19 protein-coding genes are annotated in these 19,321 nt (G+C 39.8%); 1 reads left to right on the top strand and 18 read right to left on the bottom strand.

Going from position 1 to position 19,321, the window contains the following annotated elements; all coding sequences use genetic code 11:
- Positions 1-300: 300 nt before the first annotated feature.
- From G322_RS0104525 to G322_RS0104495, 7 genes are all read right to left on the bottom strand, one after another.
- Entirely contained in the window at positions 301-651 is a 351-nt protein-coding gene (locus G322_RS0104525) for a DUF6404 family protein (RefSeq protein WP_022940619.1), read from the bottom strand.
- Between the two features lie 197 nt (positions 652-848).
- Positions 849-1,796 (bottom strand): protein translocase subunit SecF, encoded by a 948-nt coding sequence (gene secF / locus G322_RS0104520; RefSeq protein ID WP_022940618.1) that lies wholly within the window; start codon positions 1,794-1,796, stop codon positions 849-851.
- 20 nt (positions 1,797-1,816) lie between these two features.
- Complete coding sequence (gene secD, locus G322_RS0104515; protein WP_022940617.1) at positions 1,817-3,679, bottom strand: protein translocase subunit SecD; 1,863 nt, start codon at positions 3,677-3,679, stop codon at positions 1,817-1,819.
- A gap of 88 nt (positions 3,680-3,767) precedes the next feature.
- Positions 3,768-4,103 carry a preprotein translocase subunit YajC gene (gene yajC, locus G322_RS0104510; protein WP_022940616.1) on the bottom strand — a complete coding sequence of 112 codons (336 nt, stop codon included), beginning with the start codon at positions 4,101-4,103 and terminating at the stop codon, positions 3,768-3,770.
- A 41-nt stretch (positions 4,104-4,144) separates the two neighbouring features.
- Positions 4,145-5,272: a tRNA guanosine(34) transglycosylase Tgt gene (gene tgt / locus G322_RS0104505; RefSeq protein WP_028866411.1), complete on the bottom strand. Its 1,128-nt coding sequence runs from the start codon at positions 5,270-5,272 to the stop codon at positions 4,145-4,147.
- A gap of 343 nt (positions 5,273-5,615) precedes the next feature.
- Positions 5,616-6,671, bottom strand: a complete 1,056-nt coding sequence (queA, locus tag G322_RS0104500; protein WP_022940614.1) for a tRNA preQ1(34) S-adenosylmethionine ribosyltransferase-isomerase QueA — start codon at positions 6,669-6,671, stop codon at positions 5,616-5,618.
- Positions 6,672-6,868: 197 nt separating this feature from the next.
- On the bottom strand, positions 6,869-7,204 hold the full coding sequence (locus G322_RS0104495; protein WP_022940613.1) for a hypothetical protein: 336 nt from the start codon (positions 7,202-7,204) through the stop codon (positions 6,869-6,871).
- Here G322_RS0104495 and G322_RS23235 point away from each other — a divergent pair.
- A complete protein-coding gene (locus tag G322_RS23235; RefSeq protein ID WP_022940612.1) occupies positions 7,199-7,336 on the top strand; it encodes a hypothetical protein in 138 nt (45 codons plus the stop codon). The two genes, G322_RS0104495 and G322_RS23235, sit on opposite strands and share 6 nt — an antisense overlap.
- Before the next feature lie 197 nt (positions 7,337-7,533).
- On the opposite strand, the gene phoU is transcribed toward G322_RS23235, so the two are convergent.
- The 11 genes from phoU to G322_RS0104435 all read right to left on the bottom strand — a co-directional run bounded on the left by phoU (position 7,534) and on the right by G322_RS0104435 (position 19,316).
- Entirely contained in the window at positions 7,534-8,241 is a 708-nt protein-coding gene (gene phoU, locus G322_RS0104485; RefSeq protein WP_022940611.1) for a phosphate signaling complex protein PhoU, read from the bottom strand.
- Between the two features lie 209 nt (positions 8,242-8,450).
- Positions 8,451-9,263 (bottom strand): phosphate ABC transporter ATP-binding protein PstB, encoded by an 813-nt coding sequence (gene pstB / locus G322_RS0104480; protein ID WP_022940610.1) that lies wholly within the window; start codon positions 9,261-9,263, stop codon positions 8,451-8,453.
- 45 nt (positions 9,264-9,308) lie between these two features.
- Positions 9,309-10,967 (bottom strand): phosphate ABC transporter permease PstA, encoded by a 1,659-nt coding sequence (gene pstA, locus G322_RS0104475; RefSeq protein WP_022940609.1) that lies wholly within the window; start codon positions 10,965-10,967, stop codon positions 9,309-9,311.
- Between the two features lie 139 nt (positions 10,968-11,106).
- A complete protein-coding gene (locus G322_RS0104470) occupies positions 11,107-13,332 on the bottom strand; it encodes an ABC transporter permease subunit (protein ID WP_022940608.1) in 2,226 nt (741 codons plus the stop codon).
- 87 nt (positions 13,333-13,419) lie between these two features.
- On the bottom strand, positions 13,420-14,355 hold the full coding sequence (locus tag G322_RS0104465) for a dihydroorotate oxidase (RefSeq protein ID WP_022940607.1): 936 nt from the start codon (positions 14,353-14,355) through the stop codon (positions 13,420-13,422).
- Positions 14,356-14,476: 121 nt separating this feature from the next.
- The gene (locus tag G322_RS0104460; RefSeq protein ID WP_022940606.1) at positions 14,477-15,658 is read right to left on the bottom strand and encodes an aminotransferase-like domain-containing protein; all 1,182 of its coding nucleotides are present in this window, start codon (positions 15,656-15,658) and stop codon (positions 14,477-14,479) included.
- 148 nt (positions 15,659-15,806) lie between these two features.
- Positions 15,807-16,163, bottom strand: a complete 357-nt coding sequence (gene rplT, locus G322_RS0104455) for a 50S ribosomal protein L20 (RefSeq protein WP_015464855.1) — start codon at positions 16,161-16,163, stop codon at positions 15,807-15,809.
- A 16-nt stretch (positions 16,164-16,179) separates the two neighbouring features.
- Positions 16,180-16,377, bottom strand: a complete 198-nt coding sequence (gene rpmI, locus G322_RS0104450; protein WP_022940605.1) for a 50S ribosomal protein L35 — start codon at positions 16,375-16,377, stop codon at positions 16,180-16,182.
- A 69-nt stretch (positions 16,378-16,446) separates the two neighbouring features.
- Positions 16,447-17,004, bottom strand: a complete 558-nt coding sequence (gene infC / locus G322_RS0104445) for a translation initiation factor IF-3 (protein WP_022940604.1) — start codon at positions 17,002-17,004, stop codon at positions 16,447-16,449.
- A gap of 6 nt (positions 17,005-17,010) precedes the next feature.
- On the bottom strand, positions 17,011-18,918 hold the full coding sequence (gene thrS, locus G322_RS0104440) for a threonine--tRNA ligase (protein ID WP_022940603.1): 1,908 nt from the start codon (positions 18,916-18,918) through the stop codon (positions 17,011-17,013).
- 125 nt (positions 18,919-19,043) lie between these two features.
- Positions 19,044-19,316, bottom strand: coding sequence for a YebG family protein (locus G322_RS0104435; protein ID WP_022940602.1), 273 nt, complete (start codon positions 19,314-19,316; stop codon positions 19,044-19,046).
- Positions 19,317-19,321: the final 5 nt, after the last annotated feature.

The following is a 19,321-nucleotide window of genomic DNA, read 5'->3' as shown; positions in this document are numbered from 1 at the left end:
AAGGTCCTGTAAAAACTACCACCTATTAGAAGTGACTGCACGTAAGGACTAGCATCAACGTTCAGTGAAGTACAAGGCCCTGTAAAAACACAATTCGGTTACCACTTATTAGAAGTGACCGCACGTCAGGACTAATGCTCTCTGAAATAAAATAATCAGGCTTTAGTCAATACCTTCGCCAAAATGGAAACTAACCCATTTTGGCGAACTTTTTACTTGTAAGTGTTTGATTTGTACAGGTGTGAAACTCCATTTTAAACTTAAATCAAAATTGGCGAAGGTATTGTTTAGTGAGTCTGATTATTTAAAATCATGCCAATTAGATAGGTGATGGTGCTTAGCGCTGAACTTATAATAAACAGCCATCATAAAACCAAACAGCAGGCTTACTGATGAGCTGATCATAAACATCATATGACCACTAATCACACTGCCCTGCCAGCTGAATAACCACATCAAACCACCCCAAACAATAAAAAATAATAACGTTTGACGTAGAAAGTTACTCAGGAATGGACGATAGTGTGGTGGCGCAGTTTTGTAACCTAATCGGCGCGCCAAATCAAATAGTGGGGGATTATAATTAGACTTCCAAATACCTACGGCTTGTAGCTCCGCATGCGCTATATTTAGCTTCTCTTCAAATGTCATATTTTACTCCCTAAAACGGCTCGCGCTAATACTTAAATATGATACGTTTACCCATAAAAGCAAATGATAGGATAAAAGTGACTACTCAGCACCCCTTTAAATTTGGGTGTTTTTAAATGGCAACGACCTGAGTAGTTACAAAAAAATGCCACTTAGCTTAACTAGGTGGCATTTAAGAGTAAGAAACTTTAATTTTCTTACATCAGCGCATCTTGATCTGCGCCCTCTTTTTCAACCACTTCTGGAATCATGTGATCGCGATTAATGCCTAATTTAACCGCCAATGAACTTGCCACATAAATTGAAGAATAGGTACCGACCACAACACCAATTAACAGTGCGGTTGCAAAACCATGTATCAAAGCACCACCAACAATAAACAGTGACGCGAGTACAAAAATGGTCGTGCCTGAGGTGATCATGGTACGTGTTAACGTTTGTGTTAACGATTTATCAACCACTTCATCAGGTGTTGCTGTTGCCATTAAACGGAAGTTTTCCCGAATACGGTCAAAGACAACGATAGTGTCATTGAGTGAATAACCCACAACCGCCATTAACGCGGCTAAAACAGTGAGATCAAACTCAATTTGGAAGAATGAAAACACTCCCAGCGTTAGAATGATATCGTGTGCTAATGCAAGTACAGAGCCCGTTGCTAAACGCCACTCAAATCGGGCACTCACATAAATCATGATACAAATTAGCGCGATAATAATGGCTAGACCACCATCTTCTGCAAGCTCTTCACCGACATTAGGACCAACAAACTCAATACGGCGCATATCTACCTTGCCGTAGTCAGCAGCTTGCAGTGCTTCTAAAATTTGTGTACCAATGACAACCCCTTTCACACCATCTTGTGGTGCAATACGAATCATCACCTCACGGCTACTGCCAAAATGTTGCACAATCGCACCAGAGAAACTAGCTTCGGCAAGTGTTTCACGCACATCAGGTAACACCGCAGGTTGTTCAAATCCCACTTCAATTAATGTACCGCCAGTAAAATCAAGACCCCAATTTATCCAATTGATGCTTAAGCTTGCAATAGAGGCGATAATCAATAGCGCTGAAAGCCATGTTGCAGGCTTTGAATATTTCATAAAGCGAATGGTATTTTTCGCTTTAAATAGTTCCAACATAATTTATCCTTAAATTGCCTTTAAATTGACAGTTTCTTAATATCATTACGGCCACCCCATAGGGCATTCACAATAGCACGTGTACCAAAGATAGAGGTGAACATTGACGTTGCAATGCCTATCATTAGTGTGACTGCAAAACCTTTAATTGGACCAGTACCCACTGCAAAGAGAATAATAGCGGTAATTAACGTGGTGATATTAGCATCCGCAATGGTTGAAAATGCATTTGCATAACCTTCATTAATGGCACGTTGTATTGATTTTCCTGCGCGTAGTTCTTCTCGAATACGCTCAAATATCAATACATTGGCATCCACTGCCATGCCCACCGTTAATACGATACCGGCAATACCGGGTAAGGTTAACGTTGCACCTGGAATCATTGACATGAAACCAATGATCATCACGATATTTAACAACAATGCTATGTTAGCGACCGCACCAAATTTACGATAATAGATGAACATAAATAACACTACGGCTAACATGCCGTAAGTCATCGCTTTAATACCGTTATCGATGTTTTGTTTACCAAGGCTTGGCCCGATAGTACGCTCTTCTATAATTTGAATCGGAGCAATCAATGCACCTGCACGTAATAACAGTGCTAAATTATGTGCTTCAGCTGCGTTATCAAGACCGGTAATACGAAAACTTCGACCGAGTTGTGCTTGAATCGTTGCTACGTTAGCAATCTCTTCACGTTTTGCAATCTCAGCTTTACCGTTCGCTTTCTTTTTACCCGTTGGCAGGTATTCAATAAACAGAGTTGCCATCGGTTTACCAATGTTATTTTTGGTAAAACGCGACATTTTACTGCCACCTTTTGCGTCAAGTGAAATACTAACCTGTGGGCGACCAAACTCATCCATACTCGATTGCGCATCAACGATATGATTACCTGTTAAGATAATTTTCTTTTTGACAACAACAGGACGACCGTTACGCTCTCGGTAGATAATACTTGAAGAGGGTAAACGACCAGCAAGTGCATCATTGATATCAGTGACAGAATCAACAGGGTGAAACTCTAACGTCGCCGTTGCACCTAAAATTTCTTTAGCACGGGCAGTATCTTGTACACCCGGTAGCTCTACCACAATACGGTCTGAGCCTTGGCGTTGAACCAGTGGCTCTGCGACACCTAGTTCATTAACACGATTACGCAAAATGCTTAGGTTTTGTTGCAGTGCATCTTCTTTGATCGCTTTTATTTTTTCATCTGTCATAGAAATAGTTAACACAAATTCATTATTTGTTTCACTATCAACAAACTGTAAACCAGGATTAATTGGTTTTAAGTGGGCAATCGCTTCATCAAGTATTACTTCATCTTTAAAGCGTAAAATAACACCTGTTTCAGTGTTTGCTTTACGGATACCACGAAAACGGATCTTCTGTTCACGCAGTTCAGAGCGGAAATCTTGTACCATCTGCTCTTGTGCTTTAGCAACCGCTTCATCCATGTCCACTTCCATTAAGAAGTGCACACCACCACGTAAGTCTAAACCGAGTTTAAGCGGTGTACCGCCAATTGCGGCCAGCCATGCTGGGGTTGCAGGTGCAAAATTAAGTGCATTAACAAAACCATCACCTAATTGCTCATCAATGATTTCACGAGCAATAAGTTGGTCTTCACTTGAGGTAAGACGAATTAATATCTGACCATTTTCAAGTACGGTGCTCTTAGGAGTAATGTTGGCTTGGATTAATAATGCTTCCACTTTTTCAAGGGTAACAAGTTTAACGTTTGCGCCACGGGTAGCGGAGATTTGAATAGCGGGATCTTCACCATATAGGTTTGGTGCTGCGTAAAGTAGACTGATTAGCACAACAAAGCTAAGCAGTAGATACTTCCACATAGGGTATTTATTTAACACAATACAATCCTTTATGCATGTATTGCCAATTAGATCGTTAATTGACATAAACAAAAAAGCGAAACCGTTGTCGATTTCGCTTCATTTTCTAGATAGATTTCAGTGTACCTTTTGGTAACACAGCACTGATAAAATCCTTTTTCAGTGAAATCACATTGTTTTCGTTTAGTTCGATTTGCAGGTAATCATTCTCTTCGCTGATTTTAACGATGCGACCAATTAGACCACCCGATGTTAACACTTCGTCACCTTTGCTCATGCTTTCCATTAAGCCTTTATGCTCTTTAGTACGACGCGCTTGTGGGCGATAAATCATGAAGTAGAAAATACCTGCGAAAATAACCATCATAAAAATGAAAGAAAAACCACCTTGCTCTGGTGCTAATTCAGTTACTGCATGTGCTTGTGAAATGAAAAGACTCATTTACATATCCCTTATTAAGATTAAAATATTTTTATTTATTATTATGTTTCGTTAACGACTGGTTTCTCAACGCCAATGCGTTTATAGAAAGTATCAACGAATTGTTCTAATGTACCCTGCTCAATGGCATCACGCAAACCTTTCATCAAACGTTGATAGTAACGTAGGTTATGAATCGTGTTTAGTCGTGCACCCAAGATTTCTCCACATTTGTCAAGGTGATATAGATAAGCTCGTGAATAATTTTTACAAGTGTAACAGTCACATTCTGCATCTAAAGGACTTGTATCTTCACGATGTTTCGCGTTGCGAATTTTTACTACACCATCAGTGGTAAACAGGTGCCCATTACGTGCATTACGCGTTGGCATCACACAATCAAACATATCAACACCACGGCGAACACCTTCAACTAAATCTTGTGGTTTTCCCACGCCCATTAAATAACGTGGTTTATCCGCTGGAATTTTAGTGGTCACGTGATCTAATATTCGGTGCATATCCTCTTTTGGCTCACCCACGGCCAAACCACCAATGGCATAACCATCAAAACCAATTTTTTCAAGACCCGCTAATGACACATCACGAAGGTTTTCATAACAGCCACCTTGGATAATACCAAACAATGCATTGGAGTTTTGTTGCTCATCAAAACGTTGGCGACTACGCTCCGCCCAACGCAGTGAAAGCTTCATAGAGATATCGGCTTCCTCTTCGGTGGCAGGGTAAGCCGTACACTCATCAAATATCATGACAATATCAGATCCTAAATCATATTGGATCTCCATTGAAATTTCAGGTGATAAAAACACCTCATCCCCATTAATAGGACTGCGAAAATAAACACCTTCCTCTTTAATGGTACGCATTTTACCTAAGCTAAATACTTGAAAACCACCTGAGTCAGTTAAAATTGGGCCATTCCAGTTCATAAAATCGTGCAAGTCACCATGCTGTTTTATCACTTTTTGACCTGGGCGAAGCCACAAGTGGAAAGTATTGCCCAATAGAATTTCAGCACCCGTTTCATGAACCTCTTCAGGTGTCATCCCTTTCACCGTACCGTAAGTACCTACGGGCATAAAGGCTGGCGTTTCAACTGTGCCACGTTCAAAGGTTAAACGACCACGACGAGCGCGACCATCGGTTGTTAATAGATCAAATTTCATTTTCATTTTTTATCCTCAGTCAGAAAGACAGTCCGACTTGTGTCATTGTTGTTAAAAATTAGTAACTACTCAGGCCGTTGCCATTTAAGCCTATTTCTTCGTTGAAAAATGCTCATTTAAACCACTAAAGATCGGCTTCAAAATTACTTACGATTTTGTTTTTAAAATAGCCAGTTATTTAAGGCTTTTTGGAAACAATTTATCGCAAGTTATTTTGTAACGATTCCTAAACTGCGCTTTTTCGCCTTGAATTAGACATAAATGGCTTAGCCCTGAGCATTTACAATCTATTTTATATAAAAGCACCTCAATTTCATGGGGTACTGAGTAGTTACAAAAATCATTATTGATTGGTTGTGTTGCGGTTGGTTAAAAACATCGCGTCACCGTAACTAAAGAAACGGTATTTTTCTTGTATTGCAACGTGATAAGCGTTGTCGATGTTCTCTTTGCCTGAAAAAGCACTGACTAACATCAACAGTGTTGATTCAGAAAGATGAAAGTTGGTTATCATTGCATCTATCAATTGAAATTTGTAACCGGGATAGATAAAGATATCAGTCTCCGCTAAATAGGGAGTCAGTGCCTTGCCTTTCGCGAGCGTCGCATGGGCGGCACTTTCAATCGAGCGAACGGATGTTGTGCCAACCGCAATGATACGCCCCCCTTTTGCTTTGGTTGCGATGATTTTATCAATGACTTCTTGGGAAACGTCTGCGAGTTCACTGTGCATATGATGATCGAGTATATTATCTACTTTTACCGGTTGAAAAGTCCCCGCACCCACATGCAATGTGACAAAGGCAAAATCGACCCCTTTATGGGTTAACTTGTCTAAAATCATTTGATCAAAATGTAACCCTGCTGTGGGCGCTGCAACCGCGCCCGGATTTTTATTATAAACAGTTTGGTAACGCTCCTTATCTGCCTCTTCATCGGGCCTATCAATATAAGGAGGCAGTGGCATATGGCCGATACTATCTAGAACCTCTAACACCGATTGTTGACCTTCGAGGTGTATTTCAAACAGAGGCCCTTTACGTTGTACCATTACCGCATCGACGCTATTTTCTAAACGTAATTTACAACCCGGTTTGGGGGATTTAGAACTACGTACATGAGCGAGAAAGCTCTTTTCGTCTAACACACGTTCAACTAACACCTCAATTTTACCGCCGGTCTCTTTTTCGCCAAACATGCGTGCAGGAATAACCCGTGTATCATTAAAGATCACCAGATCATCTTTATTGATTAGATTAATAACATCAGGAAACTGCAGATGATTTATCTCACCAGAAAGTCCATTTAAAGAGAGTAAACGGCTACCACTGCGCTCAGTTTTTGGGTAACGAGCAATTAATGATTCAGGTAATTTAAAAGAGAAATCAGAGACTTTCATTGTGTAGGATCCGCAAACGCAAAAATAAAGCGAGAGTATACCCGTTATCATTGAAAGTGCAAAATCAGTAAATAGTAATCTAAAACACAATTCACCACGAAAGCACGAAGAAAAATGAAGTTTTTATATCCTCTAAAACGCAAAAAGCGAAGCGGATGTTCAGCTTCGCTTTTTAAAATTAATTTTGTTTTTAGTGGTTAACTAATACCCGCGAAACAACTTTGTGAATTCCAATCTTTCTGACGTTTGCTTAACTCTTGACGGAAAATTTCATCATAGACATCTAAATTTTGTTCAATCATATTTTCAAGTAATGAGATACGTTTTGCAATCCAGCGACAGGTTGGAGAAAGCTCTTTATAGGTCCAATCTTTCTCTGCAATTGAACGTACATTTTGGGCAACAGCAGGAAGTTGATCAGGTTGAGTATTCATACGTGGCGCGTCTGGCACGTTGACGACTTCGATATCAATCGTTGTTAAGAACTCAGCAGCAACAACGCTTTCTTTGGGTCTTTTGTTGGTAAAATGCATTACACCATTGTCATCGATCCAGCTAAAAACCGTTGTAGTGTGGTATTACTGTTAGCAATTGGTGAGAATGCCGATACCGATATCGATAAAATTAATAGTATATATTTCATTTTTTCAGTCCCTGAAATTTAAGTTCTCTTGCCTATTCCGAGAATTATAACAACAGTTGATTAAAAAAGTAACTTATTTTCTGGTGTAATAGTCGCTTGAAACGAGAGCTAGCCTGCATTTGCCGCTAATTAGCCCTCGATTATCCGCACTGCGAATTTAGAATTTTTAATGAAATTAAAAAAACATCAAAACAGCTGAAATAGATCAAATAATTAACATCAGTCCACTAACAGCGAGTTGATCTCCTCCTCGGTTGCATGACGTACATCCACTCCTTTGACTAAATATACAATTTGCTCACATAAATTTTGACAACGATCCCCTATTCGTTCAATAGAGTGTGCCGAGGCAAGTACTTTTAATACAAAGGGAATAGAGCGAGGATCTTCCATCATAAAGGTCATCAATTCACGTAAGATACTTTCGTACTGACGATTTACTTTTTTATCTTCATTATGAATCGCAATAGCCGCTTTGAGATCAAGACGCGTAAAAGCATCCAGTGCGTTATGTAACATCTTCAACACAATCTGCCCCATATTTTCAAGGCCAATTAAAGAAGGCACCTCTTTGCCATGATTCTCAATCACCATTGAGGCAATACCTGCAACACCATCACCAATACGTTCAAGCTCAGTGATACTCTTCATAATGGTTAATATAAGGCGTAAATCACTGGCAGCAGGCTGGCGTTTAGCAATAATACGCGAACACTCTTGGTCAACATTAGACTCAAACTGGTTAACTTCTTTATCTCTTATGATCACTTGTCGTGCTAATTCGACATTATTATCAGCCATTGCAACCAGCACATCACTCAGTTGCTGTTCAATCAAGCCCCCCATTTGCATCACTTGGTTACGTACGCTTTCTAATTCATTATTAAACTGCCCTGAAATATGGCGATTAAGATTTAATGCTTCCATTATATTTTTCCTTTTACTCATTCTTTTTGGTAACAATTCTGCACCTCCTAAAATAGAAGATGTTTTTATACAAAATAGACTGTAAGTGTTCAGGGCTAAGCCATTTATGATCAGTTCAAGGCGAAAAAGCGCAGTTTAGCTTGCCTAAATGAGCATTTTTCAACGATGAAATAGGCGTAAATGGCGACGACCTGAATAGTTACGCGCAACTAGCCGTAACGGCCTGTTATATAGTCTTCTGTTTGCTTCTCTTTGGGGGCAGTAAACAAGGTATTGGTATCTGTATACTCAATTAATTTCCCCATGTACATAAAGGCAGTTTGATCAGACACACGGGCGGCTTGTTGCATATTGTGCGTGACAATAACCACAGTAAACTTCTCTTTAAGCTCAGTGATCAACTCTTCAATGGTTAACGTAGAGATAGGGTCAAGCGCTGAAGTCGGCTCATCTAATAATAAAACCTCAGGGCCAATCGCCACGGCACGTGCAATCACTAAACGTTGTTGCTGACCACCAGAAAGTCCAAAGGCGTTATCATGTAGACGATCTTTTACCTCATTCCAAAGGGCAGCACTGCGCAGTGATGTTTCTGCTGCTTCATCGAGTACACGCCTATCTTTTATTCCTTGTAAACGTAAACCATAAACCACATTTTCGTAGATAGATTTTGGGAAAGGGTTCGGTCGTTGAAATACCATGCCCACACGGCGACGAAGTGATGCCACATCGACCGATTTTTCATAAATATTTGTGCCTTGTAATTCAATGGTGCCATCTACTCGACAGATATCAACCAAATCATTCATGCGATTGATGCAACGCAAGAGTGTTGATTTACCACAACCCGATGGACCGATAAAGGCGGTCACTTTCCCCTTAGGTATCTTCATTGAAATATCAAACAGTGCTTGTTTATCACCGTAATAAAGATTTAAGTTTTTTATCTCTAGGGCCGTTTTATCTGCGCTAAGATGCGTTAAAACATCTGCTTCTGTTGTTGATTTTGGTAATGTGATCATTTTCTTTTCCTACTTTAAAATTCTACATTTTGTGACTTAGTTTTATTAATGCTCTAGTGAGCGGTACTTTTCACGTAAATTATTACGGATCGCGATAGCCGCTAAGTTGAGACCGATAATCACGGTCACCAATAAAAATGAGGTCGCGTAAACTAATGGTCGTGCAGCTTCAACATTCGGGCTTTGAAAACCAACATCATAAATATGAAAACCTAAGTGCATAAATTTACGCTCAAGATGCAGATAAGGAAAGTTACCATCAACAGGCAACGTCGGTGCCATTTTAACAACCCCAACAAGCATCAAAGGCGCCACTTCACCTGCTGCACGTGCAACCGCTAAAATAAGTCCGGTCATAATGGCAGGGCTTGCCATTGGCACAATAATGCGCCACAGCGTTTCAGATTTTGTTGCACCCAATGCTAGCGATCCTTCACGAAGTGCACTTGGAATACGACTCAGCCCTTCCTCTGTTGATACAATAACAACAGGTAGGGTTAATATCGCCAGTGTTAATGCCGACCATAAAACACCCGGTGACCCAAACGTAGGTGAAGGTAATGCTTCTGGGTATAAAAGTTGGTCAATACTGCCACCGACAATATACACAAAGAAACCTAAACCAAATACCCCATAAACAATCGAAGGTACACCCGCAAGGTTAATAACGGCAATACGAATAAACTTAGTGAGGTTGTTCTTCGGCGCATATTCGTGCAGATAGATAGCAGCCACCACACCAAAAGGCGTCACAATCACTGCCATTAACATGACCATAAAGACCGTACCAAAGATAGCGGGAAATACGCCCCCTTCGGTATTGGCTTCACGAGGGTCGTCACTAACAAATTTTCCAGTTTGATGAAACCAGTGCCCTACTTTTTCAATAAAACTCATCTTATTGGGCAGATAAAAATCCAACACGGTGGCGATAGGCATCACCACATCACGTCCCGTCATATCAGTGATCACCACGCTATCACGCAATGCTTGTTTACGGTAATCAAACAATTGTGTTTCAAGTGATAGGTATTCATCACGTAATAACTGGCTCTGATTTTCAAAATCAGTGATTTTTTCAGTCGTCAACAGACCATCTAGATCTAATTTACGTTTTTTAAGTCGAATTTTTTCTAGGTCAAAGTTAATACGCCCAATATCACCTTTTAATAGTGCATGCTCTTTATCTTTTAGTGCCTGCGTTATTGAAAGACGTGAAGCGAGCTCTGTTTCTAGCTCTGTTTGGGTCAATGTTAACGCCACACCATTTTCTTGAATCGCTTTAATATACCCATAAAAATTACCATTTTTGGTGCGCTCTAATACCACGATATTATCAGGGATGTGTTTCTCAGTGATCACTGTTTCTAAAATCCACTGAAAATCTAAGTCAACATACTCACGATTACCAATTTTGATCAGATAACGCTCTAACGTATCACCTTTATCTTCAAGACCGGTAATACCCGCCTCAATGAGTTGCTGTTTTTGCACTATTTCGGTGTCATAAATTTCACCAATCACATTCATGTGATTGCCCTGCTTATCAACCATGTCAAATTCATAGACCGTTGCGGGCCAGAAAAAACTAAGCCCTCGCCAACCAATTAAGATAAACAGACCAATGACCATGATCAGACTGATACTGACTGCACCACCGGTCATCCAGATCCAAGGTGTACCCGATTTAAACCACTTATTCATAAATTTTCCTATTAGCACTCAGGAGTCGTTACACAATAACTTGCGCTAAATTATTTTCAACAATCCTGAAATGACTGGTTATTTTGAAAACAAAAGCGCAAATAATTTTGAAGCCGACCCTTAGATATTATTTTATTAACTACAGGCTTGAATATTTTTCACGTAAACGCTGGCGTACTAGTTCAGCCAAAGTATTAAAGATAAAAGTGAAAATAAACAGTACGAAGGCGGCTAAAAATAGCACACGATAATGTGAACTTCCCACTTCAGACTCAGGCATCTCAACCGCGATATTGGCTGACAATGAGCGCATCCCTTCAAAGATGTTCCAATCCATGATCGGCGTATTACCTGTTGCCATCAATACAATCATCGTTTCACCCACAGCACGTCCGGTGCCCATCATCACGGCTGAAAATATGCCAGGACTTGCCGTTAAAATAACCACTTTTGCTAAGGTTTGCCAAGGTGTCGCACCCAATGCCAGTGAGCCCATGGTTAAACTTCTTGGCACACTGAATATTGCATCTTCAGCAATAGTATAAATCGTAGGAATAACGGCAAACCCCATCGCAATACCAACAATTAAGGAGTTACGTTGATCAAAATTAATCCCTAATTCATTGGTCAGATACATACGTGTATCACCATTAAATAACCACAATTCCAACGTGTCACTAAAACTCATGGAGAGATAACCCGTTAATAACAACACCGGCAATAAAATCAGTGGATGAATCCCCTCTGGAATACTTTCTCTGATTTTTTTAGGTAACGTTGTCCATAACATGGCGGTGACTAAAATACTCAGTGGTAAGCTTATCAAGAGTAAAATAATACCCGGCAGTTGATTCTCAATCAGCGGTGCAAGCCAAAGTCCAGCAAGGAAACCTAATATGACCGTCGGCAATGCTTCCATTATTTCAACGGTAGGTTTTACATAAGAGCGGATCGAGGGAGACATGAAATAAGCGGTGTAGATAGCCCCTGAAATCGCGATTGGCACTGCAAATAACATCGCATAAAAAGCGGCTTTAATGGTACCAAAAGAGATAGGCACAAGGCTCATCTTCGCTTCAAAATCATCGCTAGCAGAGGTTGATTGCCACAGGTATTTCGGCTCAGGATAACCTTCATACCAAACTTCTTGCCACAATGAAGACCATGTTATCTCAGGATGTTCATTATCAAGTTTAAACAGTTTAACCTGTTTCCCATCGATAATAAGTAATGCATTAGCACGAGGGGAAAATGCGACGGAGAGTGTTTCATTTTCACTTATTTTCTCATGTAATAATTGTGTTTCACCTGTCGCATGAAAAAGTGAAAGCATGCCTTGTTCATCGGTGGTTAAAAAGCTTTTACGAAAGTATTCTGGCACCAGTGAAACAACGCTTTCTTGTGCACTAAAATCACGAATAAAAGTGAGCGTGCGTTTGTTATCTTTCAATACTTCAAACCACTGGCTTATCACGCCATTTTCATTTGCAACCATCAACGAACTTGCACCCGTTAATAGTGCCATGGTCGTAACATGGCTATTCAGTGCATTAATGGGCAATGCGGACTTAATACGAATATTATTAATATCAGAAACATCGTAAACCAATAGATCATCTTGTGAACGGACAAAGAGGTTGTTTAGATCAGGACTTAATAACATTTGTGAAACATTATTTGGCAGTGAAGGTAACTCAACAAGCTCCTGCTCCCACACGATATCTTCGGTCATCATATCTTCGGTGGCGGTTAATAGAAGATAGAAACCACGATTATCACTGGTCACCGCCGCAATTGCACCGCTCTCGTCTGAAAGCTCAAAACTGATCGCTGTGATGGCTTTTCCCTGCGCATCGAGTTCTATTAATGATTTACCTAATGGATAGCTGATTTTAGGGGTGATCAGGCGTTTATCATTAGGGTAACTAGTTGTAAATTCAGCTTTAAAGAGCGTAACTTGCCCCTGCTCATTAGCAAATAGATAACTATTGCTACTTGGCGCTGATTGAGCAAAAGCAGAGTGATTTTTAAGGATAGATTGACTCAGTAATAACTCTCCTAAGTCATGTTCGCGTAATGAGTAAAAAGAAAGCTCGCCTTGGTCATTGATTTGATAGCTAATATCGTTCTGCTCATCAAGCCCCAATGCTAAAATTTTCTCCTGTTTAACCTGTGTGAATTGCCTCTCAACTTCAATGGTAACCGGGGCAAAAATAGGTAATACAACATAAAGTAGGTAACCAAAGATAAGTAACAGAGTGACAAGGACTAACGCGCCACCACTCGTGATACTGTATTTAACCAACTTATCTTTAATTACGCGCTTTTTATCTGCGCGTAATCGGTTTGATAAATCACTGTGCATTAAAATTCTCCAACATTATTGATGCTGGGAGTATATTGCGCTTGTGTGACAGTTATATTACAACTGTCATCTTATTGGAATATTACGTTATAGAGGTTTTAATTTGTTTTTAGCATCACTGAGTTGTGTATAACCTTTTTTCACCATAAAGGCGGTTAACTCATCTTCGATACGTTTAAAGCAACCTTCACCTTCTTTTTCAAAACAGGTTGCTATCTGCACCGCATCAGCACCTGCGAGTAGGTATTCAAAGGCATCGACACCATTTTTAATCCCACCCACACCGATAATCTGTACATCGTCATCCAGTAATTCACGGAATGCACGTACATTAGCAAGACCAACCGGTTTAATATAATCACCACATAACCCACCAAAGCCCCCTTTCGGTTTGATGATTGGACTCTCTGTTTCAGGATCAATGATCAAAGTATTACCGATAGAATTCACACAGGTAATAAATTTAACGGGGAATTTGTTTAAGATAGTTGCCATGGCAATAAAGTGTGACATGTCAAAATAGGGAGCAAGCTTAATGCCGATGGGTTTATCACCTAGCACCGTTAATGCAGCTAACGCAGATTCTACTTGTTCAAAATCATAAGCGACTTGTGCTTTGCCGGGAATATTAGGGCATGAAAAGTTAACTTCGATTAAATCAACATCACTTTTTTGAAATGCACTGACCATCTCAATATTCTCTTTAATACTAAACCCTGAAATACTGACAATAACCGGCTTTCCAAGTGCTTTTAAACGAGGCACCATCTCAAGGTAGGCTTTGTAACCTAAATTTGGTAACCCCATGGATTGAATAGATCCCAGTGGCAAATCACTATAACGAGGCTCAGGATTCCCTTCTCGGTATTCCATGGTACACGATTTCGTCATTATTGCAGAAGATGCAGACTGAGCAACCACTTCAAGTTCTTCCCACGTGGTGCATTTAGGGCCAGATGCATTCATTAAGTAACTCTTAAGTGCTACACCTGCAATATTTGTTGATAGATCAACAGTTGTCATCTCTCTCTCCATTAATTAATTTCTATGGAGGATAGTAATAGAGATCACACTTTACACTTTGATTAAAAACAAAAAAGCCAATCAAATGATTGGCTTTTTATGGCTTATGAGTTTGAAAAAACTATTTTTCTAGCATCTCATATAACACTTTACCTAAACGTTCAATTCCCTCATTAATCACATCAGGATCAACACTTGAGAAGTTTAAGCGCAACGTATTCAGACCACGTTTAGAAACATAGAAAGGGTCGCCCGGTACAAATGCTACTTTTTGTTCAATCGCTTTATCAAATAACTCCGTAGCCGATAAAGACTCAGGCAGTGTTACCCAAAGAAACATGCCACCTTCAGGATTAAGATAAGTCACCTCCTTGGGGAAACAACGTTTAATGGCAGCTTCCATCACTAATTTCTGTTTGCCGTATACCGAAATGATTTTTTCGATATGCGCTTGCAAGTCATTATCTTTTAAGAAACGGTGTAAAACTCGCTGACAAAAGTAGTTAGAGTGTAGATCGGCGGCTTGCTTTGCAATGACTAATTTTTCCATTAATACCCAAGGTGCAACAATCCAACCTAGACGAAATGATGGCACAATAATCTTTGAGAATGAGCCTAGAAGAATCGTTTGCTCAGGTAATAAGGTTTTAAAAGAGACCTTATTCTCACCTGAAAAACGCAAATCACCATAAGGGTTATCTTCAATTAACAGGGTTTTTGTTTCACGTAAACAATCTGCTACTGCTTGGCGATTCTCATTGCTGTAGGAGATACCTGATGGATTTTGGAAGTTTGGCACGGTATACATCAGCTTCGCTTTGCTGGTTATTAATGCCTCTTTCAGGGAGGTAATATCCATACCTTCCTGCCCTACTGGCACGGAAATAAACTTCGCACGATAAACTTCAAAGGCTTGAATAGCCCCTAAATAACCCGGCTCTTCAATTAACACCTCATCTTCTTCGTTAAGTAATACTTTACCGAGAAGATCTAATCCCTGCTGTGAACCATTAGTGATCAATACTTCATCTACATCAATATCGAGCCCTTTGCGTTTATAGTCTGCAACAATCATTTCACGCAACGGTAAATAACCTTCAGTGCCCGTGTATTGCAAAATATCTTTACCATCTTCATCGAAGATATCATTAGTTGCTTTTTGCAATGCAGCAACAGGGAAAAGATCACGATTAGGCAGTCCGCCCGCAAAAGAGATAATTTCTGGATCAACGGCGACTTTTAAAATTTCACGGATAAAAGAGGGAGGCACACCAGCGATTCGATTTGAGAAAAGTTCATTCATATAAATTACCCATAATAACGAGGATTGAAACTGGAACAGCATTTTTATGTTATTTAATAAAAAATAACATAAAAATACAAGATACAGATAGATAAAAAAAAAGGAGACACAAGGTCTCCTTTTAAAATCTATTTGCTATCAGTTAAGATTAAGCAAGTGCTTTTTTAGCTACTTCAACTAAATGAGCAAATGTTGCTTTATCAAATACTGCGATATCAGCAAGGATCTTACGATCGATTTCAACAGAAGCCTTTTTAAGACCATTGATGAAACGGCTGTAAGATAGACCGCTAATACGAGATGCAGCGTTAATACGTGCAATCCATAGTTGACGGAAAACACGTTTACGTTGACGACGGTCACGGTAAGCGTATTGACCCGCTTTAGTTACTGCTTGAACTGCTACACGATAAACACGTGAACGAGCTCCGTAATAACCTTTAGCTTGTTTTAGTACTTTCTTATGACGTGCACGCGCTTGTACACCACGTTTTACTCTTGGCATTTTTTATTCCTTACAATTAAGCGAATGGTAACATTCTTTTGACACTAGGTACGTCTACTTTTGCTACCATGCTTTGTGCACGTAGATGACGCTTACGCTTAGTAGATTTTTTAGTAAGGATATGACGTAAGTGTGATTGCTTACGCTTAAAGCCGCCAGAGGCAGTCTTTTTAAAGCGCTTTGCAGCACCTTTGTTCGTTTTCATTTTAGGCATTGCGAACTCCGCATTGTTCTAAGGTTAATATAAACCAGTAAGGCGAGTGGCGAACCACTACTTAATGCCTTAGCTAGCACGTTTAGGACCAAGTACCATTACCATTTGTCGACCTTCCATTTTCGGGAAAGATTCAACATTAGATATCTCTGCTAAATCCGCTTTAATACGGTTTAACAGATCCAATCCAAGTGATTGATGTGCCATTTCACGACCACGATAACGTAGTGTTACTTTAGCCTTGTTGCCCTCGGTTAAAAAGCGAGTCAGGTTGCGTAGTTTTACCTGATAATCGCCTTCGTCAGTTCCAGGACGGAATTTAATTTCCTTCAGCTGGACCTGAACTTGCTTTTTCCGCTGTTCTTTTGCGGATTTACTCTTTTCATAGAGAAATTTGCCATAATTCATGATGCGACACACTGGTGGCTCTGCATTAGGACTTATCTCAACTAGATCAAGATTCTCATCAAACGCCATGTTTTTTGCTTCTTCTAAAGAAACAACACCAACAGGCTTGCCATCTGAGTCTGATAAACGAACTTCGTGACCAGTGATCTCTTCATTCAAGCGATGTTTATTGCCCTGCTGCGGGGCTTTTCTTGCACCTTTTATAACAAATTCCTCCAATAGTAGTTATCGACGAGCGATGATCTCTTCTTTAATTTGGTTCACAAAGTCTTCAACTTTGAGTTTACCTAGGTCATCACCCTTACGTGTTCTTACCGCAACTTCATTTGCTTCTACTTCTTTGTCTCCAACGACAAGTAAGTATGGAACACGTTTTAATGTATGCTCGCGGATTTTAAAGCCTATCTTCTCATTTCTCAAGTCCGAAATGGCTCTAATGCCCGATTTTTTCAATTTATTTACAACTTCATGCACAAAATCAGCTTGTTTGTCGGTAATATTCATTACCACAACCTGTTTTGGTGATAACCACGTCGGATAAAATCCTGCATACTCTTCGGTTAAAATACCGATAAAGCGCTCAAGTGAACCCAAAATAGCACGATGAATCATTACAGGTGTATGACGTTCGTTGTCTTCACCCACAAATGACGCATCTAAACGACCAGGCATTGAGAAGTCGAGTTGTATTGTACCACATTGCCACGCACGACCTAAACAATCATACAAAGTAAATTCAATTTTAGGTCCATAGAAAGCACCTTCACCCGGTAACCATGAAAAATCAATGTCATTTTTAGTTAATGCATCTGCAAGTGCCGTCTCTGCTTTGTCCCATGTTGCATCATCACCCACACGTTGATCTGGACGTGTTGACAATTTAACTTCAATGTTTTCAAAACCAAATGTTTTGTAACACTCAAAGACCATCTGAATACAAGATGAGACTTCATCCAGTATTTGCGCTTCTGTACAGAAAATATGTGCATCATCTTGTGTGAACGCACGAACGCGCATTAAACCATGCAGTGAGCCAGAAGGTTCGTTGCGATGACAAGAGCCAAACTCAGCCATACGCAATGGTAAGTCGCGGTATGATTTAAGGCCTTGGTTAAAGATTTGAATATGACCTGGGCAGTTCATCGGTTTAATGGCGTAATCACGATTTTCTGAACAAGTACAGAACATATTGTCTTTGTACTTACCCCAATGGCCTGATTTTTCCCATAAAGAACGGTCTAAAATCTGTGGTGCTTTAACTTCTTCATAACCATAAGCTTCTGTTTGCTCACGAATATATTTTTCTAATTCACGATAAATAGTCCAGCCATTTGCATGCCAAAACACCATACCTGGCGCTTCTTCTTGCATATGATAAAGGTCTAACTGTTTACCAATTTTACGGTGATCACGTTTTGCAGCTTCTTCAAGACGTTTCAGGTAGGCTTTAAGCTGTTTTTTGTCAGCCCATGCTGTGCCATAAATACGTTGCAACATTTTATTGTCTGAATTACCACGCCAGTATGCACCCGCCACTTTCATTATCTTAAAGTATTGGCTGAATTTCATCATTGGTACGTGTGGACCACGACACATATCAACATACTCTTCATGAAAATAAAGACCCGGACGATCATCTTTATGGATACCTTCTAAGATCTCTAGTTTATAAGGCTCATTGCGCTCTTTAAAAACTGCAATCGCTTCATCAACAGACACTTTCTTTTTGATTACTTTGTAGTTAGTTTTAACTAACTTATTCATTAGCTTTTCAATTTTAGCTAACTCTTCATCGTTAATCGCAACATCTACGTCGATGTCGTAATAGAAACCGTTATCAATCGTTGGACCAATCGCCATTTTTGCTTTTGGATAAAGTTGCTTAATTGCATGCCCTAAAAGATGCGCACAAGAGTGACGTAAAATTTCTAAACCATCTTCATCTTTTGCGGTAATAATTGAGATACTGGCATCATTTTCGATAGGATCGCACGCATCCACAAGTTGACCATCAACACGACCCGCAATACATGCTTTTGCAAGACCTGGACCGATGTCGGCTGCAATTTCTAAAATTGAAGTGGTGTTATCGAATTGACGTTGATTACCGTCGGGAAGTGTAATAATTGGCATCTGATTTTATCCTCACAGTGATGCTTCAAACCAAAAAGCATATGTAGTTAGTAATTAATCCATAAATTGGCCGTGCATTTTAAAGTAAAGCACGGGGATTTTAAAGACTCAATTACGCAAGGAGCTTATTTATCTGTTATTTGTTCAGCATTTTCCTCGACAGCGGGAAATGTATTACCTTTAAATAACCCTTGTACCACCTCTTTATTGCTTGCAAGGTATAAACCTAACTCTTCAAGTTGTTGATCATCTAATGTCACTGAGCTTGCACTTAAAAACTCAGCAAGTTGATCGGCGCTATCAAGCATTTTATCGTAAGCATCTGCTTCTTTTTTACTGGTAAAGGTCATTTTTTCAACACCTTTTCTTTCTACAATGTATTTAATGATGACTGCCACGGTAG

The sequence above is a fragment of the Psychromonas hadalis ATCC BAA-638 genome (genome assembly GCF_000420245.1).
Classification (GTDB): domain Bacteria; phylum Pseudomonadota; class Gammaproteobacteria; order Enterobacterales; family Psychromonadaceae; genus Psychromonas; species Psychromonas hadalis.
The sequence above is the reverse complement of the archived record's forward strand: the minus strand, read 5'-3'. Positions and strand labels throughout refer to the sequence as shown.